Here is a 25,171-nt window from a genome sequence, read left to right as displayed (position 1 = left end):
AGCGCCCTGCGGCCACGGCGTGAAGCTACAGCGCTGGGCGCCGGGCGCCGCGCTGTATCAGGCTCCGGACTGGCACAGTCAGGTCCCCATGGATTCGCTGATCTCTGCTGCCGCCCGCGCCCTGGCCGCCGGCGACGCGCTGGCCGCCCTCAAGCGCGTGGCCCTGCGCGAAGACCCGCCGGCCCTGGCCCTGCGCGGCATCGCGATGGCCCAGCTCGGCGAGCATGGCCGCGCCCGCGAGCTGCTCAGGCGCGCGGCCCAGGGCTTTGGCGCGCAGGAGGCCACGGCCCGGGCGCGCTGCGTCGTCGCCGAGGCGGAGGTGGCGCTGGCGATGCGCGACTTCAGCGCCGCACCGCGCGCGTTGGAGGCGGCCATGGCCACGCTCGAAACGCGCGGCGACCACATCAACGCGCTGCAGGCCCGACTGATCGCGGCGCGGCGGCAATTGCTGTTGGGCCGACTCGATGCCGCCTCGGCCTTGCTCGCGCCGCTTGACGACCAGGCATTGCCACCCCTGCCCGCCGCCGTGGCCGCCCTGGCCGCAGCGGAACTGGCGTTGCGCTCGCTGCGCATGGACGACGTGCATGCCGCCCTCGTGCGCGCCCGTAACGCGGCGGCGCGGGCCGGCGTGCCGGCGCTGCAGGCCGAGGCCGACGAGGCCGCTGCCGTGCTCGACCGCACCGCCGCGCGCCGGCTCGCGGGCGGCGAATGGCAGCCGCTGCGCCTCCAGGAGGTGGCCGCGCTGATGGACTCGGGCGCCCTCGTCGTGGACGCCTGCCGCCATGCGCTGCGGGCCGGGGCGCTGCGCGTGCCGCTGGCGCGACGACCCATCCTGTTCACGCTGCTCCGTGCCCTCGCCGAGGCCTGGCCGGGCGAGGCCGAACGCGACGCATTGATCGCCCGGGCCTTTCGCATCCGCGAGGTCGACGAGACCCATCGAGCGCGGCTGCGCGTCGAGATTGGCCGGCTGCGTGCGCTCGTCAGGCAGGCCGCCGGCATCGAGGCGACGGCGCGCGGCTTTACGCTGCGCGCGCCGGCCGTGGCGGTGCTGTCGCCACCAATGGAAGGCGAGGCCAGCGAGCTGCTGGCCCTGCTGTCCGACGGGGCGGCCTGGTCCACCTCGGCCCTGGCCCTGGCCCTGGATGCCAGCCAGCGCACCGTGCAACGCGAGCTGGCCGAACTGGAGGCCGCAGGCCGCGTGCGCGCCATCGGCCAGACGCGCTCGCGGCGCTGGCTGGCGCCGCCGCTGACCGGATTCACGACGATCTTGTTACTCCCCGCCGCCCTGCAGCTTGGCTAAGGTTCGCCCATCGCAAGGAGCAAACCATGAACACCGTGAATCACCCCGCCGAGATCGTCCGCGAATACGGCCCCTTCGAAGGCGGCAAGAGCATTGCCGGCGTCACCCATGACGGCCAGCGCGTCTGGGCCGCCACGGGCGCCGCGCTGGTCGCCTTCGACCCCGCCAGCGGCGAGGCCCAGCAGCGCATCGAGCGCCCCTGCGACGCCGGCACCGCCTTCGACGGCCGCTACCTCTGGCAGCTCGCCGAGGCCCGCATCGACAAGATCGACCCGGCCACGGGCAGCGTCGTCGCGTCCATCCCGGCGCCGGGCCAGGGCGGCGACTCCGGCATGGCCTGGGCCGAGGGCAGCCTGTGGGTGGGCCAGCACCGCGGCCGCAAGATCCACCAGATCGACCCGGCCACCGGCGCCATCCAGCGCACCATCGAATCGAACCGCTTCGTAACCGGCGTGACCTGGGTCGATGGCGAACTCTGGCACGGCACCTGGGAAGACGACGCGAGCGAGATCCGCCGCATCGACCCCGCCGACGGCACCGTGCTCGAAAGCCTGCAGATGCCCGCGGGCACCAACGTCAGCGGTCTCGAATCCGACGGCGCCGAGCTTTTCTACGCCGGCGACGGCGGCACGGGGAAAGTGCGCGCTGTGCGCCGACCCCGCCGCGCCTAACCCATCCATCCCCCTGAGCAGCACGCACCCGGATCCCGGGTGGCGCCGCTGCATTGCCTTCCCCAACCCAAGGAGCCTTTGATGAACGCCCCCACACCCCGCCCCGTCGTCACCCGTGATCTCTGGATCGCCGAGCGCAAGCAGCTGCTCGGCCGCGAGAAGGAGCTGACCCGTCTGCGCGACCTGGTCGCCCAGGAGCGCCGTGCCCTGCCCTGGGTGCGCCTGGACGACAACGCCTATGTCTTCGACACGCCGGCCGGCCCGCGCAAGCTCAGTGAGCTGTTCCAGGGCAAGCGCCAGCTGCTGGTGCAGCATTTCATGTTCGGCCCCGGCTGGGAGCAAGGCTGCAAGAGCTGCTCCTTCATGGCCGACCACCTGGACAGCATGGCGCTGCACCTGGCCCAGCGCGACATCGCGCTGCTGGTCGTGTCGCGTGCGCCGCTCGCCGACCTGGAAGCCTTCAAGCGCCGCATGGGCTGGCAGTTCGCCTGGGCCTCGTCGCGCGGCAATGACTTCAACCGCGACTTCCATGTCAGCTTCGCGCCGGCGGACCGGGTCGACGGCGAGGTCTATTACAACTTCCACATGACGCCCTTCCCGCAGGAAGAGGCGCCCGGCATCAGCATCTTCTGCAAGGACGACGACGGCCAGGTCTTCCACACCTACTCGACATTCGGCCGTGGCGTGGAAGTGATGATGGGCAGCTACAACCTCATCGACCTGACGCCCAAGGGCCGCGACGAAGCGGGCCTGAGCTACACGATGGAGTGGGTTCGCCACCACGACCGCTACGAATCGGCAGCACCCGCAGCGGCAGCCTGCTGCGGCGGCGCCAAGGCCTGACAGTCATGAGCGCCACCAGCCTCTGGCCGTGGCTGGCCCTGGCCGGCGCCGGTGCCCTGCACGGCCTGAACCCGGCCACCGGCTGGGGCCTGGCCGCCTGCTCAAAGGACGCGCGCCGCGCCCTGCTGCCGATCGCACTCGGGCATGCGGCGGCCGTCGGTGGTGTGGCGGTGCTGGTGGCTTTGGACGGGCCCATGGGCGGCGCACAGCTGCTGTGCGGCCTGCTGTTGCTGCTGGCGCTGGCGCTGCGGCGCGCCAAGGCCGGGCTCGCGCTGTGGTCCGGCCTGGTGGCCAGCGCCCATGGCAGCGGCATGATGCTGGTGCCGGCCCTGGTGCCGATCTGCCTGAGCGCCTCGCCGGCCCGGGAGATCACCGCCTCCGGCTCGCTGCTGCTCGCGCTGGCGGCCGTGGCCGTGCACATGGCGGCCATGCTGGCCGTGACGGCAGCCCTGGCCCTCGTGGGGAGAAGGTGGATTTCTATACTGGCCGCCCTTGCCCAACGCCTGCGCGGCGCCCGCCATGACCCCAGACTCCGCTCCCCCGTCGACGCCCGCGCCCGGTGATGAACTGCAGGCGGTCGTCGAGGCCCTGCGCAACGAGCGCCGGCGCTGGCGCGACACCCACCGCCGCGGCGGCGACGGCCGCGAGCTGCCGTCGCGCGAGCTGCTGGCCGGCATGGTGCAGTGCCTGTCGGGCGCGCTGTTCCCGATGCGCCTGGGGCCGCCAACGCTGCAGCCCGAGCACGAGGACTTCTATGTCGGCCACACCCTCGGCGCGGCCATGACGACGCTGCGCCAGCAGGCGGCACTGGAGCTGCGCCACGAGGCCCGCCAGCGCGGCGACGACACGCCCAGCCAGGACGCTGCCGAGCTGGCCAGCTGCTTCCTGCGCACCCTGCCCGGCGTGCGCGTGCTGCTGGACAGCGACGTGCTCGCCGCCTACCAGGGCGACCCAGCCGCGCGCAGCGTCGACGAGGTGCTGCTCTGCTACCCCGGCGTGCGCGCGCTGATCAGCCACCGCCTGGCGCATGAGCTCTACAAGCTGGGCCTGCCGCTGATCGCCCGCGTCATCGCCGAGCTGGCCCATGCCGACACGGGCATCGACATTCACCCCGGCGCAACAATAGGCAGCGGCTGCTTCATCGACCACGGCACTGGCGTTGTCATCGGCGAGACGGCCATCCTTGGGCGAGGCGTGCGTATTTATCAAAATGTCACGCTCGGGGCCAAGAGCTTCCCCACCGACGGCGACGGCAACCTCGTCAAGGGCCAGCCGCGCCACCCCATCGTCGAGGACGAGGCCGTCATCTATGCCGGCGCTACCGTGCTGGGCCGGGTCACCATCGGCCGCGGCGCGGTCATCGGCGGCAACGTCTGGCTGACGCGCAGCGTGCCGCCGGGCAGCCTCGTCACGCAGGCGGACTCTCTGGCTGGCACAACCTGAAACAGCAGGCGCCGCCTTGCGCACTAAGGTGCAGACATGAGCGATGAACAAGCCATTCGCGATCTCGTCGCAACCTGGATGGCCGCCACGCGGGACGGCGACGTCGACACCGTGCTCGGCTTGATGACCGACGATGCCGTCTTCCTGACGCACGGCCGGCCGCCGATGACCAAGAGCGATTTCGCCAAGGCCGCCGAGGGCCAGGCACGCGGCAAGGCGCCCAAGTTCGACGGCCACAGCGAGATGCTGGAGATTCAGGTTTTGGGCGACTGGGCCTTCATGCGCACGCGATTGAGCGTGACCGCAACGCCGCCGGACGGCTCGCCACCGACCCGACGTGAAGGCCACACGCTGACGCTGCTGCGCAAGGACAACGGCCGCTGGAAGCTGGCGCGTGACGCCAATCTGCTGGCGCCGGTGGCCTAACGCTCGCTCTGGTCCAGACCCAGCCAGCGCGCCAACGGCGCCAGCGTCGGCCCCTGGATGAGCAGGGACAGCAGCACGACGACGAAAGCCACGTCGAAGAAACGCCACCCATCCTTCAAGCCGGCCAGCACCGGGTAGGTGGCCAGCACGATGGGCACCGCGCCGCGCAGGCCCGACCACGCGACGAAGCATTGCGAGCGCCAGCCAAAGCCCAGCGGCGCCAGGCACAGGAAGACCGCCGCGGGCCGCGCGACCAGCATCAGGCCTGCCGCCAGCAGCAGGGCCGGGCCGATCAGGCGCAAGACCTCATGCGGCGTGACCAGCAGGCCCAGCAGCAGGAACAGCACTGCCTGGGCCAGCCAGGTGTACCCGTTCAGCCCGGGCAGGCTCATCGTCGCCACGCGCTCGGCTCGATGGCGCACCAGCAAGCCGGCGACATAGACGGCCAGAAAGCCCGAGCCGCCGCAGCGGTTGGTGACGGCGAAGAGCAGAAAACCCAGGGCCGCCATCAGCAGCGCGGCCAGGCCGTCATGGTCATCGGTGATGGGCAGCTTGCTCACCCACCAAGCGGCCAGCACGCCGCCCAGACCGCCGGCCAGCAGCCCCAGGCCGAGCTGTTCGCCCAGCAGCGGCAGCAGGTCGACCAGGCTGTTCACCTGCGAGTCGCCTGCTTGGCCAAAGGGTGCCAACCAGGTGATCAGGCCAATGGTCAGCACCATGGCCATGGGGTCGTTCAGGGCCGACTCGACCTCGATGGTGGCCGCCAGCCGCGGCTCCAGGTTCAACTTGCTGGCGCTGAACTGCGCGAACACGGCCGAAGCGTCGGTGGACGAAACGGCTGCGCCCAGCAGCAGGCCCTCGGTCCAGGGCATGCCCAGCACGAGCTTGGCGATGCCCGCGACGATGCCGGCCGTGATGGCAACGCCCACTGTCGCCAGCAGGCTGGCCGGCAGCATGGCGCGGCGCACCTCGCTCCAGCGCGTGCGCAGGCCACCATCGAACAGGATCAGCGCCAGGGCCAGATTGCCGACGTTGACGGCCAGCCGGTGGTTGTCAAAGGGCAGGCCCAGCGGCCCGTCCACGCCGGTCAGCATGCCGACCGCCATGAAGATGAGCAGATGCGACAGGCCGAGGCGGTGGGTGTAGAGGGCGCCGGCGATGGCGACGATGACGAGGGCTGCAATGGCCGCCGTCAGCAACTCGGGGCCAGCAGCGGCGCTATGGATCACGTCAGCAATCCGAAGCTTGCGGGCCGAGCGCCGGGCCGCTCCCTAGCCGGCCCGCTTTGGCGATGTGCTTGCAGGTCGATCCGGCAAGCATCGCCGTCCCCTTGGGGGACCGGCCAAGGTAAGCCTTGGACGAGGGGCATCATTTCAGCCTGCCGCGGGCACGATGTCAGGCGCGTCGGGTGAGGCACCCTTGCGAGCGGGCGCACCGCGCTCTTGCACCGGCTCCGCCTGGGCCTGCAAGCCCACGACATTGACGGTGTTGGTGAACGCCAGCCGGATGCCGCGCTGCTGCAACTCACGCATCAGCGCCAGGTTCAACATCTGCTGGTGGTCCATGTAGACGTCGTAGCTGGGGTCGTTGACGCGGTAGACCACTTCGAAGTTCAGCGAGTTCTCGCCAAAGCCCTTGAAGTGAGCCCGTACCAGCTCGAGCTTGGGGTCGGCGTCGATCAGCGCCTTGACCAGCGGCGGCACCGCGGCGGCGTCATCGGCCGACGCATCGGACGTGATGCCGAAAGTGAAGGCCACGCGGCGCGTCTGCAGGCGCTTGAAGTTGGCCACCGTGCGCTTGAGCAGTTCGGCGTTGGACATGACGATCTGCTCGCCGCCCAGGCTGCGGATGCGGGTCGTCTTCAGTCCCACGCGCTCCACCGTACCGGTCACGTCGCCGACGGTGATGGAGTCACCCACCTCGAAGGGCTTGTCTACTGCGATGGCCAGCGAGGCGAACAGGTCGCTGAGTATGTTCTGCACTGCCAATGCCAACGCGATGCCGCCGATACCCAGGCTCGCAACAAAGGCCGTGATATTGACGCCCAGGTTGGACAGCACGGCCAGCACCACCACCACCCACAGCGCACCGCGCAGGCCCCAGCTGAGCAGGGTGGCCGAGGCCGACAGCGCGGCGGAGCCACCATGGCGCATCTGCTGGGCCGCGAGCACCTGCGCCACCGCCTGCTGGGCCCACAGGCCGAGCTGCAGGGCCACGACGGCGAACCACAGCTGCGACACGCGGTCATGCCAGCGGTCGTCCAGCGGCAGCATGTTGAGCCCGACCAGCAGGCCGACCACCCAGATCAGCGCGCCGTTGGTGCGCTCCAGCACGCTGACCAGGCCGTCATCCAGCGTGCTGCTGGTGCGCTGCGACAACGTGCGCAGCCGTTGCACGACGAAACGCAGGCCCACCTTGATGACGACGATGGTCAGCGCGCCGGCCAGCACGGCAGGCAACACGTCGGTCCAACCCACGTCGGGCCACGCGGCCTGCATGCGCGCAATGAAATCATTCCAGGTCATCGCGACCTCCTGCTGTCTTCAATCCCGTGACCGTAGGCGCGCCAGCGCCGTCAGTCTGTCAGCGGGCGGCAGCCGGGGCTGTGGGCCTCGGCTGACAGCCCCGCACTGCGTGACGGGGCCTCGGCTGACACTGCGCACCGCCTCGTGCGCCTAAGGTCCAGTCATCACAGGCCGCCTCAGGACCTGGGAAAAAGGACGCACATGGACACCACCACCCACCATGACCTGCCCGCACTGTTCAGCCAGCTCGGCTTGCCGAATTCGCCGGCTGAGATCAAGCAGTTCATCCGCCTGCACCGACCGCTGCCGCAGACGCTCAATCTATCGGAGGCGCCGTTTTGGAATGCCAGCCAGGTTGCCTTCTTGCGCGAGCAATGGCATCAGGATGACGGCGACTGGTGCGGGCAGATCGACCAGCTGAACGCCGCGCTGCGCGAGCACCCGGACCCGTCGGAGCTGGAGCAGGCGGACTGCGCGCAGAACCCGGGCCATCCGGACTGCCAATGAAGCAACCGTCCTGGGCAGCGCTGCTGAATCGCAACGCCGCGCTGCTTCGGCAGGCCACAAAACCGCTGCGTGAGCGCCATCGCCCCCCGTCCAGCGCAGGCAGCTGGTTGATGGGCCTGGTGATGGCCGCCGACGGGCCGCGCCGCTACTACCTGTTCCGGCCCGCGGGCGTGCGCTTTGGCGAGCGGCTGCCGCTGCTCGTCATGCTGCACGGCTGCCATCAGGACGCCAAGAGCTTTGCAGCCAGCACGCGCATGAATGCAGTCGCCACGCGCGAGCGCTTCCTCGTGCTCTACCCCGAGCAGCCACGCCTGTGCAACGCCCAGGGTTGCTGGAACTGGTTCGACACGCAGTCGGGCCGCGCCTTCGCCGAGGCCGCCTGGATCATGAAGGCCGTCGACCAGGTCTGCATGCTGTACGCGGCCGACCGGGAGCGCACCGCCGTGGCCGGGCTGTCGGCCGGTGCCAGCATGGCGGCGCTGCTGGCCACGCGCTACCCGGATCGCTTCAAGGCCCTGGTCATGCACTCGGGCGTTCCGCCCGGCACGGCGAGATCACCGGCCTCGGCCGTCGGTGCGATGCAGGGAAGGCGCCAGCCCCTGCCACCCGGCCGGGCCCAGGACTGGCCGCCGTTGATGGTCATCCATGGCGACGCGGACCGCGTCGTGTCGGCCAGCAACGCCGGCTCTGCGGCGCTGATGTGGTCGCAGGCGGCCGGCGCGCGCCAGGAGCCGGCGCAGGAACAGCGCCGCGGCAAGCGCTACCCGATGCGGGTGACGCAGTTCAAGCGCTCACGCGAGGTGGTGGCGACGCTGGTGGAGGTCGACCGCCTGGGCCATGCCTGGAGCGGCGGCGCGGCGCGCCAGCGCTTCAGCGATGCCAACGGGCCGGATGCATCGCGCATGGTCTGGCGTTTCGTGGCCCGGCAGTTCGAGGCGCAGCAGCCCAAGATCCAATCCCTTCGCTGAAGCGGCGGCATTGCCGAAGCGCTTGCATTTAAATCGATGATTCGATAATAATGGAATCATGGATGAACAAGCCGTTGTCAAAGCACTTGCCGCGCTCGCCCAGCCGCTGCGCCTGCAGGTATTCCGTGCCCTGGTCGTTGTCGGCGATGCAGGGCTGACGCCCGGCGCCATCCAGGAAGGCCTGGGCGTGGCGCCGGCCACGCTGTCCTTCCACTTGAAGGAACTGGTCAACGCTGGCCTGGTGACCCAGGAGCGCGCCAGCCGCAACCTGATCTATCGCGCCGCCTATGGGCAGATGAATGCGCTGCAGGGCTATCTGACCGAGAACTGCTGCCAGGGCGCCGACTGCGTCGTGGACAGCCCCGCAACTGCCTGCAACTGCTGAACTGGACCTGCGATGCCGGACAAAACCTTCAACGTCCTTTTCATTTGCACCGGCAATTCGGCGCGATCAATCCTGGCCGAGGGTCTGATGGACAGCCTCGCTGGCGGGCGCTTCAAGGCCTATTCGGCCGGCAGCCACCCCAACGGCGCGGTCAACCCACTGGCGCTGCAGACGCTGGACTCCCTGCAGGTGCCGACGGACGGGTTCCGCAGCAAGAGCTGGGGGGAGTTTGCCGCCTCGGGCGCGCCCGTCATGGACTTCGTCTTCACGGTCTGTGACTCGGCCGCTGGCGAGGTTTGCCCAATCTGGCCCGGCCAGCCGATGACGGCCCATTGGGGCGTGCCCGATCCGGCCGCGGTGCAAGGCAGCGAAGCCACCAAGCTTCAGGCTTTCAGGGAAGTCGCCGTCACGCTGAAGCGCCGCATCGAGCTTCTGATGGCTTTACCCATCTCCAAGCTCGGACCCTTGGCCATTCAACACGAAATCAAGCAGATCGGCACCCGCTGAACGTTTCCTCATGACCACCCACGTCCTCATCCTGTGCACCCACAACTCCGCCCGCAGTGTCCTCAGCGAGGGCATGCTCAACCACTGGGCGAAAGAACTCGGCCGCGACGTGCAGGCGCACAGCGCCGGCAGCGCGCCGAGTGGCCGCATCAATCCTTTCGCCCTCGAGGCGCTGCAGAACGCCGGCGTCGACACCACGGGTTACCGCAGCAAGAGCTGGGACGAATTCAGCCAGGATGGCGCGCCACCGCTGTCCATCGTCATCACCGTCTGCGACAGCGCCGCGGCCGAGCAGTGCCCGGTCTTCTTCGGCGGCACCGGTGGTCAACCGGTCAAGGTGCACTGGGGCTACCCGGACCCGTCCAACGCGGAGGGCGGTGACGAAGGCAAGCGCCGCGCCTTCGAGCTGACGCGACAGGCCATCGGTTACCGCATGCTGCAGCTGCTGGCCCTGCCACTGGCCACGATGAGCAAGGCCGACCTTCAGCAAGCCCTCGTCGGGATCTCGAAGGCATGAGCCTGCCTCGCCGACTCCTCGCCGAAGCGCTGGGCACCGCGCTGCTGCTGGCCGTGGTCATCGGCTCCGGCGTCATGGCCGAGCGCCTGTCCGGCGGCAACGTCGCCGTCGCGCTGCTGGCCAACACGCTGGCCACGGTCGGCGGCCTGTACGTGCTGATCGAGGTTTTCGGTCCGATCAGCGGCGCGCACTTCAACCCGGCCGTCAGCGCGGTCATGGCCTGGCGCGGCGAGCTGGCGAAGGCGGCCCTGCTGCCCTACGTCGCGGCGCAGCTCCTTGGGGCCATGCTGGGCGCTTGGCTGGCCCATGCGATGTTCGACATGAGCGTCCTGCAGTTCTCGACCAAGCTGCGTAGCGGGACGAGTCAGTGGATTGCCGAAGGCGTTGCGACCTTCGGCTTGGTGCTGGTCATCCTGCGGGCACCGGGCTCGCGCGTCGCGGCCATGGTGGCTGCCTACATCGGCGCCGCCTACTGGTTCACCGCGTCGACGTCTTTCGCCAACCCGGCCGCCGTGTTCGGTCGCATGTTCAGCGACAGCTTCGCGGGCATCGCGCCGGCGAGCGCGCCCGGCTTTGTGCTGGCCGAACTGGTCGGCGCCGCCGTTGCGGTCGGTGTTCACCAACTGTTGTCGACGCGGACCGCCTCGCCTGCGCCGGCTCCTTCTGGCGGGGCTCGCCATGTCTGAGCAGCTTTTCCCCGAGGCCACGTTTGCGGCGCTGAGGACCGATCTCTTCGACGTACCGACGCAAGAGCGGCTGACCGTGCTGACGCCGTCACAACACCGGCCGCGCTTGCTGATGCTCTACGGCTCACTGCGCGAGCGCTCCTACAGTCGGCTGCTGACTTTCGAGGCCGCCCGCCTGCTGGAGGCCATGGGTGCCGAGGTGCGCATCTTCGACCCCAGCGGCTTGCCGCTGCCCGACGACGCGCCGGAAAGCCACCCCAAGGTGCAGGAGCTGCGCGAGCTGGCGGCCTGGTCAGAGGGCATGGTCTGGTGTTCGCCGGAGCGACATGGCGCGATGACGGGCGTCATGAAGGCGCAGATCGACTGGATTCCGCTGTCGTCTGGTGCCGTGCGGCCGACTCAAGGCAAGACGCTGGCGGTCATGCAGGCGTGCGGCGGCTCGCAGTCCTTCAATGCAGTCAACCAGATGCGCGTCCTGGGTCGCTGGATGCGGATGCTGACCGTCCCCAACCAGTCATCGGTGGCCAAGGCCTTCGCCGAATTCACCGAGGACGGCCGCATGAGGCCGTCGGCCTTTTACGACCGTGTCGTGGACGTGATGGAAGAGCTCTTCAAGTTCACGCTGCTGACCCGCGACCTCGGTCCCTACCTGGTCGACCGCTACAGCGAGCGCAAGGAAAGCGCTGATGAACTATCCAAGCGCGTGAACCAGCGCGCCCTCTGACAACACCCGACGGGGCCGAGGCCCCGTTTCCCTGGCTCAGATAGTTGCTATTGACAACCAACACAAGGAACCTCAACATGCGTCCAGATAGTTGCTACACACACCCAAATGACCGAATCCGCCCCCGGCAGCCTGTTGCGCGAAGTGGCGCGCCTGTACACCCGCGCCCAGCGCGTCGTGGCCGACTGCTGCCGCACCACCAGCACGCAATGCCATCTGCTGACCGAGCTCGGGCGCTCCGGGCCGCTACCGCTGTCGGAACTCGGCACGCGGGTCAGCCTGGAGAAGAGCTGGGTGTCGCGTGCCGTGGAGGCCATGGCAGCCCGTGGATTGGTGAGCAAGGAGCCGAACCCTCTCGACGCAAGGAGCTGGCTCGTCACGCTCACCGCCGACGGCGAGCGCACCGTCCGTGAGCTGAACCAGACCCTCGACGACCATGCCCAGCAGCTGCTGGCGACCTTGAGCGAGCGCGAGCGCGCCGCCGTCGAGACCTCTTTGCTGACGCTCCTGAAGGCTTTGCGCGAAGACCCGGCCGCGACCTGCTGCCTGCCGCCTTCATCGCCGCCTGCCCTGAGGGAGCCCACCCAGGATTCCAAACCATGCTGTTGAACGACACCCCCTCCCTGCGCCAGGCCGGCGCCGCCGACTGGCCCGCCGTCGAAGCCCTGCTGCTGGCGAACAAGCTGCCTACCGAGGGCGCGCAGGCGCACCTGTCCACCTACCTGCTGGCCATCAGCAACGGCGAGGTCGTCGGCTGCGCCGGCGCTGAGGTCTATGGCCATGTGGCGCTGCTGCGCTCGGTGGCCGTCGCACCGGGCCTGCAAAAGCAGGGCATCGGCCGGCTGCTTGTCGAGCGCCTGCTGCAGGAAGCCCGCTCGCGCGACATCGCAGCCCTCTATCTGCTGACCGTCACGGCGCCGGAGTACTTCGCGCAATACGGCTTCAAGCGCATGAAGATCGAGGACGTGCCGCCCGCGCTGAAGGCCTCGGCCGAATTCCAGGGTGCCTGCCCGGCCTGCGCGGCATTGATGAGTCTGACGCTGCGCGAGTCGCCCGTCGCCGACGGCGCGCTGCCGGTCGTCGTGCTCGGCGCCGGGCCGGTCGGGCTGGCGGCGGTGGCGCAACTGATCGAGCGCGGCCTGCCATTCGTCGCACTGGAGGCCGGCGTGACGGTGGGCGCCAATCTCGTCGACTACGGCCATGTGCAGCTGTTCTCGCCGTGGCAGTTCGACGTCGACCCCGCGATGGCCCGCCTGTTGGCGCCCACCGGCTGGACGGCGCCGCCGGCTGCCGAGCTGCCTCGCGCCGGCGAGGTCGTCGAGCGCGTGCTCCAGCCCTTTGCCGCGCTGCCACAGGTGGCCTCCTCACTGAAGCTTGGCGCGCGCGTCGTGGCCGTCAGCCGCGAGGGTTTCGACAAGGTCAAGAGCGCCGGCCGTGACCAGGCCGCCTTCCTCGTGCGCTACGAGCAGCACGGCCAGGTGCAGGAGCTGCGCGCCCGCGCCGTCATCGACGCGACGGGCACCTGGAACCAGCCCAACCCGGTCGGCGCCAACGGCCTGCAAGCCATCGGCGAGGCCGAGGCCCGGGCGCAGATCTTCTACGGCATTCCGGACGTGACGGGCGCGCTGCGGGCGCGCTATGAAGGCAGGCGCACCCTCGTCGTCGGCGCCGGCCACTCGGCCGCGAATGCGCTGCTGGCGTTGGCCGAACTGGCCCGACAGTCGCCCGCCACGCGCCTGGCCTGGTCTGTGCGCGCGCCATCCCTGCAGCGCGTCTTCGGTGGCGGCGACGCGGACGCCCTGCCCGCCCGCGGTGCGCTGGGTGCGTCGTTGCGCCGGCTGCGCGATGGCGGCACGCTGGAGTTCTTCAGTGGCCTGCGCATCACGCGAATCGAACGTCTGGGCACGCAACTGAGCGTTCACGGGTGGGATGCGAAGCAGCAGCCCATCGTTGTGCAGGGCATCGACGAGATCGTTTGCGCCACCGGCCAGCGGCCCGACCTGTCGCTGAGCAGCGAGCTGCGCGTCAAGCTCGACCCCTGGCTGGAATCCACCGAGGCGCTGGGCCCGCTGATAGACCCCAATCTGCACAGCTGCGGCACGGTACGCCCGCACGGCCACCGTGAACTGGCCCATCCGGAGCCGGGCTTCTACACCGTGGGTGTGAAGAGCTATGGCCGCGCACCGACCTTCCTGATGGCGACCGGCTTCGAGCAGGCACGCTCGGTGGTGGCCGCCATCGCAGGCGACCTGGCCGCGGCGGACCGCGTCGAGCTGGCGCTGCCGGAGACGGGCGTTTGCTCGGCCGGCCCGGTGACCGATGGCGCCGACGGCTGCTGTGGCCCGGCGCCGGAGGCCGCGGCCGTCGCCGCGCCGAAGCGAGGCTGCGCACCGAAGCCCGCCGCAGCGGCCGAACCGCGGCCCGCCCGCTGCTGCGGCTGACGATGGCCGCCAGCCGCACGCGCGTCGTCGCCACGCTGGGCACCGCCCAGACGCTGGCGTGGGCTTCGTCCTACTACCTGCCGGCCATGCTGGCACGGCCGATGGCAGCCGAACTGGGTGTGGCCGAGCCGACGGTCTTTGCGGCCTTCTCGGCTGCGCTGGTGGTCTCGGCCCTGGTCGGCCCGCACAGCGGCCGGCGCATCGACCGCTGGGGCGGCCGGCCGGTGTTGATGGCGACGAGCGGCCTGTTCGCGCTGGGCCTGGCGGCGATGGCGATGGCCAGCGGGCCGATCGGCCTGCTGGCCGCCTGGCTGGTGATGGGCGTCGCGATGGGCAGCGGGCTGTATGAAGCGGCGTTCGCGTCGCTGGTGCGGCTGTACGGGCACGAAGCACGCGGCGCCATCACCGGCATCACGCTTATCGCCGGTTTTGCCAGCACGGTGGGCTGGCCCCTGACGGCCGCGCTGGAGCACGCCTATGGCTGGCGCGGCGCCTGCTGGGCGTGGGCGGCGCTGCATCTCCTCATCGGCCTGCCGCTCAATGCCTGGCTGCCGCGGGCTTCGATCGCGACGACAGCCGCTGCCGGTCCGGCGGCCGGCACCGGCAGCAAGCCGCCGACGTCGACGGCCGTGCTGCTGGCCTGGGTGTTCGCGGTGAGCTGGTTCATCAGCACGGCCATGGCGGCCCACCTGCCGCGGCTGCTCGGCGCGGTTGGTGCGGCGCCCACCGCCGTCATCCTGGTCAGCGCCCTGGTCGGGCCGGCGCAGGTGGCGGGGCGGCTGCTGGAGTTCGGCCTGCTGCGCCGCCTGCATCCGCTGCACTCGGCCCGGGCCGCGGCCCTGATGCACCCGCTGGGCGCGGCGCTGCTGGCCGTGCTGGGCGCACCGGCGGTCGCCGCCTTCGCGCTGCTGCATGGCGCGGGCAACGGCATCCTGACCATTGCCAAGGGCACGCTGCCGCTGGCGCTGTTCGGCGCCCAGGGCTATGGGCAGCGGCAGGGCCTGCTCGTGCTGCCGGCGCGCCTGGCCCAGGCGCTGTCGCCCTGGCTGTTCGGCCTGCTGCTGGCCGAGTTCGGCACGCGCGTGCTGTGGTTCTCGGCGGCGCTGGGCCTGAGTGCGCTGGCGGCCCTGCTGCTGATCCAGGTGCCTGCCCGCTCCACGCCCACATCCACGGAGGTCCCGTCTTGAAGATCCGTACCGCCACACCGCCAGACGCCGCTGCCGTCGCGGCCATCTACGACCCCGTCGTGCAGCACACGGCGATCTCCTTCGAGACCGAGCCCCCCGGCGCGGTCGAGATGCGCGCCCGCATCGGGAAGACGCTGGCCAGCCTGCCCTGGCTGGTGGCCGAGGACGCGGCCGGCACCGTCTGCGGCTATGCCTACGCCAGCAAGCACCGCGAGCGCGCGGCCTACCAATGGTCGGTGGACACGACGGTCTATGTGCGTGACGACATGCACGGCCAGGGCGTCGGCCGGGCGCTGTACGGGCGGCTGCTGCCGGTGCTGGCAGAGCTGGGCTACTTCCAGGCCTTCGCGGGCATCGCCCTGCCGAATGCGGGCAGCGTGGGGCTGCACGAAGCCGTGGGCTTCGAGGCGATCGGCGTCTACCGCAACGTCGGCTTCAAGAACGGTGAGTGGCGCGACGTCGGCTGGTGGCAGAAGAGCCTGCAGCCGCTGGGCGTCCCGGCCACGCCGCAGGCCTTCACCGCCCCGCGTTGATCTGCTGGATCAGCGCCCGGTGGCTGGGCAGGTCGGCGATGGCGCGGTCGGCGAAGCGCTGGATCTTGGCGAACAGCTTGCCGGCTTCCTCGACCTGCGGGAAGTCGCTGCGGCCGGCGCTGAGGTCGGTGGCGAAGCCCATGCCGTAGAGGATGTACTGGTAGTTGAAGAAGGCGAAGGTCTCGGTGTCGAGCAGGAAGTCGAAGCGGCCGGGCGGGCGCAGCCGCCATTCCTCCAGCAGGCCGGCCAGGCGGTCGGGGATGGAGGCGGGCGCGGCGTTGTCGCGCCAGAAGGGTTCCTGGCGCTGGCTGAGGCAGTAGTGCAGCTTCAGGAAGTTGATGATGTTCTCGAAGCGGGCCGTCATCAGCTCGTTGAAGCGCCGCGCCGGCGCGTGGATGGGGCCGCTGTGCGGCAGCATCTCGGCAATCATGCCGACGGCCGCCTCGATGAGCACGAGGCCGGTCGCCTCCAGCGGCTCCAGGAAGCCGGCCGACAGACCCACGGCGACGCAGTTCTTCACCCACTGCTGCTCGCGGTAGCCGGGCGTGAAGGGAATGCTGCGCATGCCCAGGTCCTCGTGGCCTGCACCGCAGTAGGCGCGCAGGATGTCGGCGGCGCGGTCGTCGCTGAGGTGGTCGCTGGAGTAGACGCAGCCGATGCCCCGCGCGCCGTTCAGGCCGATCTCCCACAGCCAGCCGGCCTCGTGGGCGGTGGCGATGGTGCTGCTCTCCATCGTCGCGTGGGCATCCAGCGGCACCTTGCAGGCCAGGGCGCGGTCGACGAAGAGCTGGTGACGCACGGACTTGAAGGGCGAACCCATTGCCCGGCCGATCAGCTCGGCGCGAAAACCTGTGCAGTCGATGTAGAGCTCCGCCTCGAAGCGCTCCTGCTGGACGGTATCGAGGTGGGCGATGCAGCCGGTGGCGTCGAGCGAGACGTCCGTCACCGTGCCCTGCACGTGGCGCACGCCGAGCTCGCGGGCGCGCTCGGCCAGCAGCTTGGCGAGCTTGATGGCGTCGAAGTGATAGGCGTAGTTCAGCGGCGCAGCGTAAGCAGCCTCGCCGGCGCGCTTGGGCGCGCGGTGGGCCTCGGCCACGCGCACCTGCAGGGTCATGGCCTCGGCAAAGGGTGGGCGCCCGGCCTCGGGCTGCAGCAGCCAGTAGGGCACCAGGTTGAGGTCCTCCGTGTAGAAGGGCGCCTCGAAGGGATGGAAGAACTGCTGGTGCTGGCCCGCGGCGGGTGGGCGCGCCCAGTCGACGAAGCGGATGCCCTGCTTGAGCGTGGCCGAGGTCTCGCGGATGAAGCGCGCCTCGTCGATGCCGAGGAACTGCAGCGTGTTGCGGATGGTGGGGAAGGTGCCCTCGCCGACGCCGACGCTGCTGATGTCGGGCGACTCCAGCACCGTCACCTCCAGGTGGCTGCGTTCGGCCAGCTTCAGGGCCTTGGCCAGGTAGGCGGCCGTCAGCCAGCCGGCGGTGCCGCCGCCGACGATGAGGATGCGTCGCTTGCTTGTCATGCGCGGGTATAGAGGTTTTTCAGCCACTGGTGGCCGGTCTGGGCGCCGTGGCTCCAGTCCTCGTCGTCCTCGCTGGGCGGGGCCACGTAGCCGGACGGGTTGAGCAGCTTGACGCGGCCGGCGCGAAAGGCCGAGACGCGGTGTGTCACGAAGGTCAGGCCGTGCTCCAGCGCCGTCGCGGCCAGCAGGCCGTCACGGGTGTTGGCATAGGGCAGCTGGGCGCGGCGGCGCACCACGGCGGCGTCCACCGGCAAGACGCGGCCCTCGAAGGCGGGCATGACGCGGTTGTCGATCCAGTCGCGCACCACCAGACCCGCGGCGCGGTCCTTGCGGCCCAGGCGGGCGGCGGCGGTCTCGATCTCGAGCAGGTTGAGTGCCGAGATGAACAGCTTTTGCCGTGGAATGCCTGCGGCCCAGGCCATCAGCCCGGCGTCGGACTGGCCGGCCTTGGCCTTGCGCAGTTCCAGCACGATGCTGGTATCCAACAAGAACATCAGAGGCCCTCGCGGTGATCCCAGGCGCCGTCCGCCGCAGCATCCGCCGCGTCGATCGCCACGCCCTCGGGCATGGCCAGCAGCTCCAGGATGCTCTCGCCCTCGCCGGTCAGGCGGCGGTACTCGCCGATGCTCATCAGCACATGGGTGGGCTGGCCGCGGTCGGTGATGACGACCGGCTCGACCTGCGCCGCCCGCTTGGCGAGGCTGACGTCGCGGTTGAAATCGCGGCTGGTGAGCAGTTTCATAACGTTGGGAATGTACCTACCTACCTGCAATCGCACAATTGGGATGTAGGTACATAGGCCCGGATCGGCGCGACCTGATGGACACCAGAAACCTGACTGGCAAAGTGTTCTGCGTGGTGAGAGCGCTTTCACCAAAAGACGCAGACAACGTTGTACAAAACCGCACGGCGGTTCGTGGCAACGACAAGAAAATCCAGAGGACAGCCATGGAATTCGACCTTCTCGCCATGCTGGGCGACGTGTTCGCCAAGCATGGCGCCGCCGCTCCCGCGGTGGCGCAAACCTACACGCCGGGCGACTTCAGCGTCCATTTCTTCCTGCAGCTCGGGCTGATCATGCTGGCCTGCCGCGTCGTCGGCTGGGCCGGCCGCAAGTTCCTCGGCCAGCCCCAGGTGGTGGGGGAAATGATCGCGGGCGTCATCCTCGGCCCGTCGCTGCTGGGCCTGTTCTGGCCCGAACTGCAGGCCACCCTCTTTCCCAAGGAGATGCGCAGCGTGCTCTACACCGGCGCGCAGCTGGGGGTGGGCCTGTACATGTTCCTGGTCGGCACGACGCTGCGGCTGGACCACTTCGCCACCAAGGCCAAGAGCGCCATCGGTGTGTCGATCTCCGGCATCGCGGCGCCCTTCTTCATCGCCTTCCTGATCACGCCGCTGCTGCTGACTGTTCCGGGCCTGTTCGCCGAGGGCATCTCGGCGACCAACGCGACGCTGTTCATGGGCGCCTGCATCGCGCTGACCGCCTTCCCGATGCTGGCCCGCATCATCAACGAGCAGGGGCTGGCGAACACCTCGCTGGGCACCCTCACGCTGACAGCTGGCGCCTTCGACGACGCTGCCTCCTGGTGCGTGCTGGCGCTGGTGCTGGCGGCCTTCGGCGCCGGGCCGGGGGTGGCCGTGCTGGCCATCGGCGGCGGCGTGCTGTGGGCGGCCTTCGTCATGCTGTTCGGCAGGAAGCTGCTGGCGCCGCTGGGCCGCATGGTGGAGCGCGAAGGCCACATGAGCCACACGGTGCTCAGCCTCACGCTGATCGCCTTCTGCACCTCGGCCTTCATCATGGACGCCGTCGGCATCCACGCCATCTTCGGCGGCTTCATCCTGGGCGCCGTCATGCCGCGCGGGCTGTTCGCCGCCGAGCTGAAGAAGAAGATCGAGCCGCTCACGGTCATCCTGCTGCTGCCGATGTTCTTCACCTACTCGGGCCTGAACACGCGGCTGGACATGATCAATTCGGTCGAACTGCTGCTGATTGCCACCGGCGTGCTGGTGGCCTCGGTGCTGGCCAAGTTCGGCGCCTGCTATTTGGCCGCGCGCATGGCCGGCGAGGACAACCGCACCGCGCTTGGCATCGGCGCGCTGATGAACTCTCGCGGGCTGATGGAGCTCATCATCATCAACATCGGCCTGCAGAAAGGCATCATCGGCCCGGCCCTGTTCTCGATGCTGGTGTTGATGGCGGTGGTGACCACCATGATGGCCACGCCGCTGTTCGAGCTCGTCTACGGCCGCCAGGCACGCGCCTCCGGCGAGCTGGGCGCTCTGCCGGGCAGCGCCGCCAGCCATCCCGCCTGACACCCGGCCCAGGCCGGCGCGGAACCTGCTTGCCTTCCGGCGGGCGCACGCTGCGCCCGCCCGCATCTCCACATCACAGGACGCCATGAGCGAACTTGCCCCCAGCGCCGTCGCGCGCCCTCCCCAGGAGAGGGCGGCGCCTGGTGCCACGCGCACCGAGCCTGTGCCTGCGGGCGCCCCGCGGTACACGCTGGGCCGCGGCGTCATCGCCTGCGCCGGCGTCTTCGCCATCATCGGCGTGCTGGCCCTCAGCTCCTACAACCTGGGCGTGATGCTGCTGCTGGGCTCCTTCGGCTCCACCGCGGTGATGGTGTTCACCTTCCCGGAGCTGCACTTCTCGCAACCGCGCAGCGTCGTCGGCGGCCATGTCATCTGCACGGGCGTGGGCCTGGCGGCGCTGGCGCTGTGCGGGCCGAGCTGGTGGTCGCTCGCCACGGCCACCGCGGCCTCGGTGGCGGTGATGATGTTGACGCGCACCCTGCATCCGCCCGCGGGCTCCAACCCCGTCATCGTTTTCCTGGCGGCGCCCAAGTGGAGCTTCCTGCTGTTCCCGACGCTGTTCGGCGCGTTGACGGTGGTGGCTGTCGCGCTGCTCTACCACCGCGCCACGCGGCGCACCTACCCGGTCTACTGGCGCTGAGGAAGCGCCAGCGGCCGCACATGCTCGACCAGGGCGACGAGGAAGCGCCCCGGCTCCTCATGCGGCGCCAGGTGGGCCGAATGCTCGAACCAGACCAGCCGCTTGGCCGGCGCCTTCAGCTGCGCCAGCCAGGGCTCGATGACCGAGGCCGGCGTCGTCAGGTCATGGCGGCCCAGGAACATGAAGACCGGGAAGCGCGTCTCGCGGATGCGCGTGTGGTCGGCACGCCGCATGTCGGGCAGCAACGCGGGCACCGACAGCTGGCCGCCCTGGTCGATGGCCAGGCGGTCCTCGAACTCATAGTAGGGCGACAGGCGTGCGGCGCGGAAGTAGAAGTTGGCGTTGTCGCGGTAGGCCGCCAGGCCGCCATAGGCCTGCACCCATTTGCGCGCGACATTGACCTTGGCGAAGGGAATCTCGCCCTCGCCCGGGTAGGGAGCGATCGCCTCAAGCTCGGCCAGCGCGGCCGCGTCCTTGCGCCGGCGCGCCTCGGCCAGCAGCGCTTCGTACTGCGCCTTTTCGTTGGCCTGCAGGTTCATCAGCGGCCCGACCCCGACGTAGGCTGCGATCCACTCCGGCTTTGCCATGGCCGCATCCAGGCCGATGACGTTGCCCCAGGAATGGCCCACCAGGATGACGCGCTCGACCTTCAGGCGCTGGCGCACCAGCGCGATCAACTCGACCAGGTCCTTGGCCATGCGCTCGCGCGTCAGCTCGGCCGTGTTGGCCGCCTCGCCGGCATGGCGCAGCGTCTTGGCCGTGCCGCGCTGGTCCCATTGCACGACGGTGAAGAAGTCCTCCCAGCCCCGCTGGTACGGCCAGCTGCGGCCCATCTCGGCCGCACCCGGGCCGCCATGCACGTAGATCAGCACGGGGTTGGCCTTGTCGGCACCGCGGATGGTGATCCATTGCTTGAGCCCGCCCAGGTCCACGGCCTCGCTGGTCTCGATGGCGTTCGGCGCCAGCAGGCGCTGCTGGTCGGCGATCATGGGGCGCACCGTGGCGTAGGCCGGCTCGGCCGCAGGCGGCGCGACCGGGGCGTCCGCGGCAGCGGCCAGGCCGGTGAAAAACAGCAGCACGGCGGGCAGGAGTTTCTCGATCATGGCGGGTGGGCGTCGAACGGGCGGCGCGCACCATAGCATCCAGGGCAAACCTGCCAGGGCTGAACGGCCCGCATCGACTGTCGCGTCATGAACAACCTCCTCTGGTCATTGTTTCCCGCCCTGCTGCTGTCCGCCTGCGCCGCGCCAACCGGCATCACGCTGCCGGGTCAAGACGCCTGGGTTGACGGCAAGCGCGTCGAATACGTGACGACCGACATCTCCGATGGCGCGATGGCTGCGCAGGCAGGCGTCAACCACGTGCCGCGCCTGGCCGGTGCAGTCGGCACGGGCTCGGCTTCCCTGACCGAGCGCGTCTACAAGTTCGCCGACGGCGCGCAGATCAGCGTCTTCGCCTCCGGCCCCGCCGCCGTGGGAGCGGCCCAGCCAGACCCGAATTACAGCCCGCTGTGGCGACTGGTGCTGGTGCGCTGGAAGCCCGGCAAGCCATCGCATGAATTGCGCTCCGAGGAGGCGGTGCTGGACGCTCAGGCCTCGGGCGACGTCGAGCTCGACGTGACGGGCATCGTCGTCAACTGCCCCATCACGCGCGGCGTGGACGGCGTCGCCTTGCGCGGCGTGCGCTGAATTCCCACCAGCAGGGCCAGGCCCGGCACCCGGCGCAGCACGAGATAGGCGCCGCCGCTGAGGGCGAACGTCAGCGCGATCAGCAGCACCGCCTCCAGCCCCCAGGGCAGGGCCAGGGGCTTGAGCGCCTGGCTGAGCACGACGATGACGCTCTGGTGAAGGATGTAGAGGCAGAACACGGCCTTGCTCGCCTCGCGCAGCAGCGGCGACTCCCGGGTGAAGGCGCGCTGGGCCCAGCCGCAGGCCGCGACGATGGCGAACCAGGTCAGCGAGCCGCGCAGCGTACGGGCGGCGGCGATGAGTGCCGCGGGCGGCTCGCTGCTGGCGTACTGCTGGGCATAGACCATCAACACCGCCCAACCGGCCAGCGACACGCCCAGCGCCACCCAGCGCAGCCGCAACGCCGCCGCCCAGAAGCCGGCCGCCAGCGGCGTGCGGCTGGCCCAGCCGATGGCGAACAGCCAGCCGTACTGCAGGTGGTTGTAGAGGTCGTGCACCAGGTCATGCTCGATCGGGAACAGCGGCTTGATGTAGACGCGCATCAGCGCCAGCGGCAAGGCGGGCAGCAGCAGCCAGGCCCAGGCCGGCAGCCGCAGTTCCCCGCGCAGGCGGATGAATCGGGCCAGCAGCGCGCCCAGCACCGCATACACCCACAGATAGGGCAGGAACCACAGATGGTTCCAGGTCGGCACGTCCATGCAGTCCTGGCCGCGACAGTACTTGCCGCCCTTCAGGTAGGCCTGCCAGAAGTCGAGATAGCCGCCATCGCCCAGCAACTGCGCCGGCACCTTGGTCAGCACCTCGAAATAGGCCTGCGGCGTGACGATGACGGCCATGCCGAAGATCAGTGGCAGCAGCAGCCGCAGCGAGCGTTCCTTCAGCGTGCCGAGCGCCCCGCGTTTGGCGAACAGTCCCTGGCAGGCCGCGCCGGCGATCAGGAACAGCAGGCCCAGGCGCCAGGGCGAACTCAGCTGCATGAAGGGCTCCAGGGCGCTGCTGGCCGCCGGGCTTTTTACATGCCAGTCCCACGTCACGTAATACATGCCGACGTGATACGGGATCAGCAGCGCGAAGGCGGCAACGCGCAGGCCGTCGAGGAAGGGGAGGCGGTTCGTGTTCATGGTCGCCAGCTTCGCGGCCTGGCGCCCGGCGCGCGAGCGGACTGGGGCGAGTGGTGAGGTTTACGGGGTGAAAGTGTCCAGCGCCGCGCGATAGCCGCGCGACACGCGCAGCGTCTCGCCGCAACTCAGCGTCAACACGGCCTCGCCGCTGCCCAGGCGCTCGATGCGCTGCACATGGGCGGGGTTGACCGCGTGGCTGCGGTGCACGCGCAGGAAGCGCGCCGCCCAGCCAGGCCGCTGCAAGGCATCGGCCAACGTGGCCCGCTCCAGCATGCTGCGCGACGGCAGGTGCAGCTCGATGTAGTTGTCGGCGGCCGACAACCACTGCACATCAGCCAGCTGGACGCGCTCCCCTTCCACCCACCATTCGCCCACCGGCGCCGCGGGCTGCGCAAGACGCTCGCGCACGCGTGCCAGCGCGGCAACCAGGCGCTCGGCCGTGTAAGGCTTGAGCAGGTAGTCCAGCGCTGCCAGTTCGAAGGCCTGCAGTGCGTGCTCGGCGTGCGCGGTCGAGAAGACGATGCAGCGCACACCGGCCTCGCGCAGCGCCGCGGCCAGCTGCACGCCGTTGCCGCCGGGCATCTCGATGTCGAGCAGGGCCAGATCGGGCGGCGCGGCGAGGGTGGCGACCAGGGCCAAGGCCGCCGGCGCGTCGGGCGCCTCGAGCAGCTCGGCCACATCGGCCTCGGCGGCGAGCAGGCGGCGCAGCTTGGCGCGCGCGGCGGGCTCGTCGTCGACGATCAGCACCCGCATGGCAGCTCCACGTCCAGCGCCATGCCGGCACCATCGGGGCCGAAGGCGACGCGCGCGGCGTCGCCATGGCGCGCGGCCAGACGTTCACGCAGATTGCGCAGCCCCAGGCCGCCGTCAGGGTCCGACGGCGACTCGGGCACCGGGGTGTCGCCGTGGTTGCTGACCCGCAGATGCAGGCGCTCGCCGCTGCGTTGGGCAACGACGCTTACGGTGACCCGCCCGCGATGGCGCGCGACGTCATGCTTGACCGCGTTCTCCACCGGCGCCAGCAGCAGCAGGGCCGGCAGTCGGCAATCGCGGGCGGCCGCGTCCGCCTCGATGTGCACGACCAGCCGCTCCGGCCCGAAGCGCGCCTGCATCAGCGCCAGGAAGGGCTGCACCAGCGCCAGCTCCTCGCCCACCGTGTGCTCGGCGCGCTGCTGGGCCGCCAGCGTCTGGCGCAGCAGGTCGGCCAGCTGGCAGAGCAGGCGGTCGGCGCGGGGCACGTCCTCGTACATGACCGAACTGATGAGGTTCAGCGTGTTGAACAGGAAGTGGGGTTGCACCTGGTCGGCCAGCCGCGCCAGGCGCACCTCAGCCAGCTCGCGGCGAGCGCGGTCCAGCTCCTGCGCGCGCGCCGCAGCGGCCTGGGCCATCCAGACGCCGCGTGAGATGAGGCAGAAGCTGAGATAGCTGACCGCGTCCTTGCCGCCTTCAAAGATCAGCACCGTCGCCAGGTCGTCGGGGTGGTAGCCCACGCCGGCGAGGCCATAGACCGCGAAGCGCAGGCCGAACATGCCGGCGATGTGCAGCAGGCTGAACGCCGGCAGTGCCATCGCATGCGCTGCCAGCTGGCGCGGCCAGGGCCGCCCCCGCAACCAGCCGACGAGGGCATGCACGCCCAGGACCAGCACGCCGATGACGCTGATCGAACTGAATTCCCAAAGGAAAGGTTCCCAGGGGCGGGTGCCGCCCGAGACGCGGTAGGCCTGCAGCGCGGAGACACTCAGCAGCAGGCCGATGACGGCCAGCACGGCGAAATAGGGCAGGCGCCAACGGCGCGGCAGAAGGGGCATGCCGCGAGGTTAGCCTGCGACGCAGGCGGCGCCGCAGCGGTTCGCCCCACCAGGGCGGCGAGTCGCCCCGGCTTCAGCGACGGCTGCGCGGGTTCTGCTCGCCAGCCCCCTGCTCCCCGCCCTTCACCATGCCGCCCCGGCGCTCGGCGTCCAACCCGGGTGTCGCCCGGAGGTCGGTGTCCACCTGGCCCTGCTTCAGATCCCGCGCCGCGCGGTCGATGTGCGGATCGGGCGCCGGGTTGGTCGCCGCGGCCTGCTGGTCGCGGTCATGCGGCAGGGAGGGCCCCTGGGGCCGTGAAGCGTCACCCTGGGTGCGCGGGCGGTCACTCGGGAGGCTGGCGTCAGGGCCGTCGGGCTGGGGATTGGGCTTCATGGCGCACTCCGCGGATCAATGAGATTAACCACTGTCGTCCCTGCGTCGC

30 protein-coding genes are annotated in these 25,171 nt (G+C 70.1%); 20 read left to right on the top strand and 10 right to left on the bottom strand.

Annotation, left to right across the window (positions count from 1 at the left end):
• Positions 1-88: 88 nt before the first annotated feature.
• From ASC95_RS11320 to ASC95_RS11295, 6 genes are all read left to right on the top strand, one after another.
• Positions 89-1,300 (top strand): hypothetical protein, encoded by a 1,212-nt coding sequence (locus ASC95_RS11320; RefSeq protein ID WP_057297801.1) that lies wholly within the window; start codon positions 89-91, stop codon positions 1,298-1,300.
• 26 nt (positions 1,301-1,326) lie between these two features.
• On the top strand, positions 1,327-1,971 hold the full coding sequence (locus ASC95_RS11315; RefSeq protein ID WP_057297800.1) for a hypothetical protein: 645 nt from the start codon (positions 1,327-1,329) through the stop codon (positions 1,969-1,971).
• A gap of 81 nt (positions 1,972-2,052) precedes the next feature.
• Entirely contained in the window at positions 2,053-2,814 is a 762-nt protein-coding gene (locus tag ASC95_RS11310; RefSeq protein WP_057297799.1) for a DUF899 domain-containing protein, read from the top strand.
• 5 nt (positions 2,815-2,819) lie between these two features.
• Positions 2,820-3,377 carry a hypothetical protein gene (locus tag ASC95_RS11305; protein ID WP_057297798.1) on the top strand — a complete coding sequence of 186 codons (558 nt, stop codon included), beginning with the start codon at positions 2,820-2,822 and terminating at the stop codon, positions 3,375-3,377.
• Positions 3,334-4,257, top strand: a complete 924-nt coding sequence (gene epsC / locus ASC95_RS11300) for a serine O-acetyltransferase EpsC (RefSeq protein ID WP_057297797.1) — start codon at positions 3,334-3,336, stop codon at positions 4,255-4,257. Before ASC95_RS11305 ends, epsC begins: the two co-directional genes overlap by 44 nt.
• 36 nt (positions 4,258-4,293) lie before the next feature.
• Positions 4,294-4,683, top strand: a complete 390-nt coding sequence (locus ASC95_RS11295; RefSeq protein WP_057297796.1) for an SgcJ/EcaC family oxidoreductase — start codon at positions 4,294-4,296, stop codon at positions 4,681-4,683.
• Here ASC95_RS11295 and ASC95_RS11290 read toward each other — a convergent pair.
• Positions 4,680-5,912: a potassium/proton antiporter gene (locus ASC95_RS11290; RefSeq protein ID WP_162250758.1), complete on the bottom strand. Its 1,233-nt coding sequence runs from the start codon at positions 5,910-5,912 to the stop codon at positions 4,680-4,682. The genes ASC95_RS11295 and ASC95_RS11290 overlap by 4 nt on opposite strands.
• Before the next feature lie 144 nt (positions 5,913-6,056).
• The gene (locus ASC95_RS11285; RefSeq protein ID WP_082567707.1) at positions 6,057-7,208 is read right to left on the bottom strand and encodes a mechanosensitive ion channel family protein; all 1,152 of its coding nucleotides are present in this window, start codon (positions 7,206-7,208) and stop codon (positions 6,057-6,059) included.
• Positions 7,209-7,409: 201 nt separating this feature from the next.
• Here ASC95_RS11285 and ASC95_RS11280 point away from each other — a divergent pair, with 201 nt between their 5' ends.
• The 11 genes from ASC95_RS11280 to ASC95_RS11230 all read left to right on the top strand — a co-directional run bounded on the left by ASC95_RS11280 (position 7,410) and on the right by ASC95_RS11230 (position 15,663).
• Positions 7,410-7,715 (top strand): DUF2789 family protein, encoded by a 306-nt coding sequence (locus ASC95_RS11280; RefSeq protein ID WP_082567706.1) that lies wholly within the window; start codon positions 7,410-7,412, stop codon positions 7,713-7,715.
• The gene (locus ASC95_RS11275; RefSeq protein ID WP_082567705.1) at positions 7,712-8,683 is read left to right on the top strand and encodes a PHB depolymerase family esterase; all 972 of its coding nucleotides are present in this window, start codon (positions 7,712-7,714) and stop codon (positions 8,681-8,683) included. Before ASC95_RS11280 ends, ASC95_RS11275 begins: the two co-directional genes overlap by 4 nt.
• Positions 8,684-8,741: 58 nt before the next feature.
• Positions 8,742-9,068, top strand: a complete 327-nt coding sequence (locus tag ASC95_RS11270) for a helix-turn-helix transcriptional regulator (RefSeq protein ID WP_057297794.1) — start codon at positions 8,742-8,744, stop codon at positions 9,066-9,068.
• 12 nt (positions 9,069-9,080) lie between these two features.
• Positions 9,081-9,575, top strand: coding sequence for an arsenate reductase ArsC (locus ASC95_RS11265; protein ID WP_057297793.1), 495 nt, complete (start codon positions 9,081-9,083; stop codon positions 9,573-9,575).
• A 10-nt stretch (positions 9,576-9,585) separates the two neighbouring features.
• Positions 9,586-10,092 carry an arsenate reductase ArsC gene (locus ASC95_RS11260; RefSeq protein ID WP_057297792.1) on the top strand — a complete coding sequence of 169 codons (507 nt, stop codon included), beginning with the start codon at positions 9,586-9,588 and terminating at the stop codon, positions 10,090-10,092.
• A complete protein-coding gene (locus ASC95_RS11255; RefSeq protein WP_057297791.1) occupies positions 10,089-10,778 on the top strand; it encodes an MIP/aquaporin family protein in 690 nt (229 codons plus the stop codon). Before ASC95_RS11260 ends, ASC95_RS11255 begins: the two co-directional genes overlap by 4 nt.
• On the top strand, positions 10,771-11,502 hold the full coding sequence (gene arsH / locus ASC95_RS11250; RefSeq protein WP_057297790.1) for an arsenical resistance protein ArsH: 732 nt from the start codon (positions 10,771-10,773) through the stop codon (positions 11,500-11,502). Before ASC95_RS11255 ends, arsH begins: the two co-directional genes overlap by 8 nt.
• A gap of 108 nt (positions 11,503-11,610) precedes the next feature.
• Positions 11,611-12,111 carry a MarR family winged helix-turn-helix transcriptional regulator gene (locus ASC95_RS11245; RefSeq protein ID WP_057297789.1) on the top strand — a complete coding sequence of 167 codons (501 nt, stop codon included), beginning with the start codon at positions 11,611-11,613 and terminating at the stop codon, positions 12,109-12,111.
• Positions 12,108-13,943, top strand: coding sequence for an arsenic resistance N-acetyltransferase ArsN2 (arsN2, locus tag ASC95_RS11240; protein WP_235537893.1), 1,836 nt, complete (start codon positions 12,108-12,110; stop codon positions 13,941-13,943). Before ASC95_RS11245 ends, arsN2 begins: the two co-directional genes overlap by 4 nt.
• A gap of 2 nt (positions 13,944-13,945) precedes the next feature.
• Complete coding sequence (locus tag ASC95_RS11235) at positions 13,946-15,130, top strand: MFS transporter (RefSeq protein ID WP_057298344.1); 1,185 nt, start codon at positions 13,946-13,948, stop codon at positions 15,128-15,130.
• Positions 15,127-15,663: an arsinothricin resistance N-acetyltransferase ArsN1 family B gene (locus ASC95_RS11230; RefSeq protein ID WP_057297788.1), complete on the top strand. Its 537-nt coding sequence runs from the start codon at positions 15,127-15,129 to the stop codon at positions 15,661-15,663. The genes ASC95_RS11235 and ASC95_RS11230 overlap by 4 nt, the downstream gene beginning before the upstream one ends.
• Here ASC95_RS11230 and ASC95_RS11225 read toward each other — a convergent pair.
• Genes ASC95_RS11225 through ASC95_RS11215 form a run of 3 tightly spaced genes read right to left on the bottom strand, consistent with a single transcriptional unit; the run spans position 15,647 to position 17,921 of the window.
• Entirely contained in the window at positions 15,647-17,179 is a 1,533-nt protein-coding gene (locus tag ASC95_RS11225; RefSeq protein WP_057297787.1) for a tryptophan halogenase family protein, read from the bottom strand. The two genes, ASC95_RS11230 and ASC95_RS11225, sit on opposite strands and share 17 nt — an antisense overlap.
• On the bottom strand, positions 17,176-17,673 hold the full coding sequence (locus ASC95_RS11220; RefSeq protein WP_057297786.1) for a PIN domain-containing protein: 498 nt from the start codon (positions 17,671-17,673) through the stop codon (positions 17,176-17,178). Before ASC95_RS11220 ends, ASC95_RS11225 begins: the two co-directional genes overlap by 4 nt.
• Entirely contained in the window at positions 17,673-17,921 is a 249-nt protein-coding gene (locus tag ASC95_RS11215) for a type II toxin-antitoxin system Phd/YefM family antitoxin (protein WP_057297785.1), read from the bottom strand. The genes ASC95_RS11220 and ASC95_RS11215 overlap by 1 nt, the downstream gene beginning before the upstream one ends.
• Positions 17,922-18,127: 206 nt before the next feature.
• Between ASC95_RS11215 and ASC95_RS11210 the strand changes: the two genes are divergently transcribed.
• Both ASC95_RS11210 and ASC95_RS11205 read left to right on the top strand, forming a co-directional pair.
• Complete coding sequence (locus ASC95_RS11210; protein WP_082567703.1) at positions 18,128-19,492, top strand: cation:proton antiporter; 1,365 nt, start codon at positions 18,128-18,130, stop codon at positions 19,490-19,492.
• 85 nt (positions 19,493-19,577) lie between these two features.
• Positions 19,578-20,132 carry an HPP family protein gene (locus ASC95_RS11205; RefSeq protein WP_082567702.1) on the top strand — a complete coding sequence of 185 codons (555 nt, stop codon included), beginning with the start codon at positions 19,578-19,580 and terminating at the stop codon, positions 20,130-20,132.
• On the opposite strand, the gene ASC95_RS11200 is transcribed toward ASC95_RS11205, so the two are convergent.
• Entirely contained in the window at positions 20,120-21,235 is a 1,116-nt protein-coding gene (locus tag ASC95_RS11200; RefSeq protein ID WP_057297784.1) for an alpha/beta fold hydrolase, read from the bottom strand. The two genes, ASC95_RS11205 and ASC95_RS11200, sit on opposite strands and share 13 nt — an antisense overlap.
• Before the next feature lie 87 nt (positions 21,236-21,322).
• Here ASC95_RS11200 and ASC95_RS11195 point away from each other — a divergent pair, with 87 nt between their 5' ends.
• Positions 21,323-21,820, top strand: a complete 498-nt coding sequence (locus ASC95_RS11195; RefSeq protein ID WP_057297783.1) for a hypothetical protein — start codon at positions 21,323-21,325, stop codon at positions 21,818-21,820.
• Here ASC95_RS11195 and ASC95_RS11190 read toward each other — a convergent pair.
• From ASC95_RS11190 to ASC95_RS11175, 4 genes are all read right to left on the bottom strand, one after another.
• Positions 21,721-22,941: an acyltransferase family protein gene (locus tag ASC95_RS11190; protein WP_057297782.1), complete on the bottom strand. Its 1,221-nt coding sequence runs from the start codon at positions 22,939-22,941 to the stop codon at positions 21,721-21,723. The two genes, ASC95_RS11195 and ASC95_RS11190, sit on opposite strands and share 100 nt — an antisense overlap.
• A 60-nt stretch (positions 22,942-23,001) precedes the next feature.
• On the bottom strand, positions 23,002-23,694 hold the full coding sequence (locus ASC95_RS11185; protein ID WP_057297781.1) for a LytTR family DNA-binding domain-containing protein: 693 nt from the start codon (positions 23,692-23,694) through the stop codon (positions 23,002-23,004).
• Entirely contained in the window at positions 23,682-24,749 is a 1,068-nt protein-coding gene (locus ASC95_RS11180) for a sensor histidine kinase (protein ID WP_057297780.1), read from the bottom strand. The genes ASC95_RS11185 and ASC95_RS11180 overlap by 13 nt, the downstream gene beginning before the upstream one ends.
• 73 nt (positions 24,750-24,822) lie before the next feature.
• Positions 24,823-25,122: a hypothetical protein gene (locus tag ASC95_RS11175; RefSeq protein WP_057297779.1), complete on the bottom strand. Its 300-nt coding sequence runs from the start codon at positions 25,120-25,122 to the stop codon at positions 24,823-24,825.
• Positions 25,123-25,171 lie beyond the last annotated feature (49 nt).

The sequence above is a fragment of the Pelomonas sp. Root1217 genome, from assembly GCF_001425705.1.
Taxonomy (GTDB): Bacteria; Pseudomonadota; Gammaproteobacteria; order Burkholderiales; family Burkholderiaceae_C; genus Pelomonas.
The sequence above is the reverse complement of the archived record's forward strand: the minus strand, read 5'-3'. Positions and strand labels throughout refer to the sequence as shown.

Excerpts from the sequence above, each read along its gene's own strand:
- ASC95_RS11190 (WP_057297782.1), bottom strand. The coding sequence starts at position 22,941 with ATGAACACGAACCGCCTCCCCTTCCTCGACGGCCTGCGCGTTGCCGCC.
- ASC95_RS11235 (WP_057298344.1), top strand. The coding sequence starts at position 13,946 with ATGGCCGCCAGCCGCACGCGCGTCGTCGCCACGCTGGGCACCGCCCAG.
- ASC95_RS11200 (WP_057297784.1), bottom strand. The coding sequence starts at position 21,235 with ATGATCGAGAAACTCCTGCCCGCCGTGCTGCTGTTTTTCACCGGCCTG.
- ASC95_RS11225 (WP_057297787.1), bottom strand. The coding sequence starts at position 17,179 with ATGACAAGCAAGCGACGCATCCTCATCGTCGGCGGCGGCACCGCCGGC.
- ASC95_RS11270 (WP_057297794.1), top strand. The coding sequence starts at position 8,742 with ATGGATGAACAAGCCGTTGTCAAAGCACTTGCCGCGCTCGCCCAGCCG.
- ASC95_RS11305 (WP_057297798.1), top strand. The coding sequence starts at position 2,820 with ATGAGCGCCACCAGCCTCTGGCCGTGGCTGGCCCTGGCCGGCGCCGGT.
- ASC95_RS11245 (WP_057297789.1), top strand. The coding sequence starts at position 11,611 with ATGACCGAATCCGCCCCCGGCAGCCTGTTGCGCGAAGTGGCGCGCCTG.
- ASC95_RS11275 (WP_082567705.1), top strand. The coding sequence starts at position 7,712 with ATGAAGCAACCGTCCTGGGCAGCGCTGCTGAATCGCAACGCCGCGCTG.
- ASC95_RS11205 (WP_082567702.1), top strand. The coding sequence starts at position 19,578 with ATGAGCGAACTTGCCCCCAGCGCCGTCGCGCGCCCTCCCCAGGAGAGG.
- ASC95_RS11210 (WP_082567703.1), top strand. The coding sequence starts at position 18,128 with ATGGAATTCGACCTTCTCGCCATGCTGGGCGACGTGTTCGCCAAGCAT.
- ASC95_RS11315 (WP_057297800.1), top strand. The coding sequence starts at position 1,327 with ATGAACACCGTGAATCACCCCGCCGAGATCGTCCGCGAATACGGCCCC.
- ASC95_RS11255 (WP_057297791.1), top strand. The coding sequence starts at position 10,089 with ATGAGCCTGCCTCGCCGACTCCTCGCCGAAGCGCTGGGCACCGCGCTG.
- epsC (WP_057297797.1), top strand. The coding sequence starts at position 3,334 with ATGACCCCAGACTCCGCTCCCCCGTCGACGCCCGCGCCCGGTGATGAA.
- ASC95_RS11260 (WP_057297792.1), top strand. The coding sequence starts at position 9,586 with ATGACCACCCACGTCCTCATCCTGTGCACCCACAACTCCGCCCGCAGT.
- ASC95_RS11175 (WP_057297779.1), bottom strand. The coding sequence starts at position 25,122 with ATGAAGCCCAATCCCCAGCCCGACGGCCCTGACGCCAGCCTCCCGAGT.
- ASC95_RS11265 (WP_057297793.1), top strand. The coding sequence starts at position 9,081 with ATGCCGGACAAAACCTTCAACGTCCTTTTCATTTGCACCGGCAATTCG.
- ASC95_RS11285 (WP_082567707.1), bottom strand. The coding sequence starts at position 7,208 with ATGACCTGGAATGATTTCATTGCGCGCATGCAGGCCGCGTGGCCCGAC.
- ASC95_RS11310 (WP_057297799.1), top strand. The coding sequence starts at position 2,053 with ATGAACGCCCCCACACCCCGCCCCGTCGTCACCCGTGATCTCTGGATC.
- ASC95_RS11280 (WP_082567706.1), top strand. The coding sequence starts at position 7,410 with ATGGACACCACCACCCACCATGACCTGCCCGCACTGTTCAGCCAGCTC.
- ASC95_RS11215 (WP_057297785.1), bottom strand. The coding sequence starts at position 17,921 with ATGAAACTGCTCACCAGCCGCGATTTCAACCGCGACGTCAGCCTCGCC.
- ASC95_RS11220 (WP_057297786.1), bottom strand. The coding sequence starts at position 17,673 with ATGTTCTTGTTGGATACCAGCATCGTGCTGGAACTGCGCAAGGCCAAG.
- ASC95_RS11195 (WP_057297783.1), top strand. The coding sequence starts at position 21,323 with ATGAACAACCTCCTCTGGTCATTGTTTCCCGCCCTGCTGCTGTCCGCC.
- ASC95_RS11180 (WP_057297780.1), bottom strand. The coding sequence starts at position 24,749 with ATGCCCCTTCTGCCGCGCCGTTGGCGCCTGCCCTATTTCGCCGTGCTG.
- ASC95_RS11185 (WP_057297781.1), bottom strand. The coding sequence starts at position 23,694 with ATGCGGGTGCTGATCGTCGACGACGAGCCCGCCGCGCGCGCCAAGCTG.
- arsH (WP_057297790.1), top strand. The coding sequence starts at position 10,771 with ATGTCTGAGCAGCTTTTCCCCGAGGCCACGTTTGCGGCGCTGAGGACC.
- ASC95_RS11320 (WP_057297801.1), top strand. The coding sequence starts at position 89 with ATGGATTCGCTGATCTCTGCTGCCGCCCGCGCCCTGGCCGCCGGCGAC.
- ASC95_RS11295 (WP_057297796.1), top strand. The coding sequence starts at position 4,294 with ATGAGCGATGAACAAGCCATTCGCGATCTCGTCGCAACCTGGATGGCC.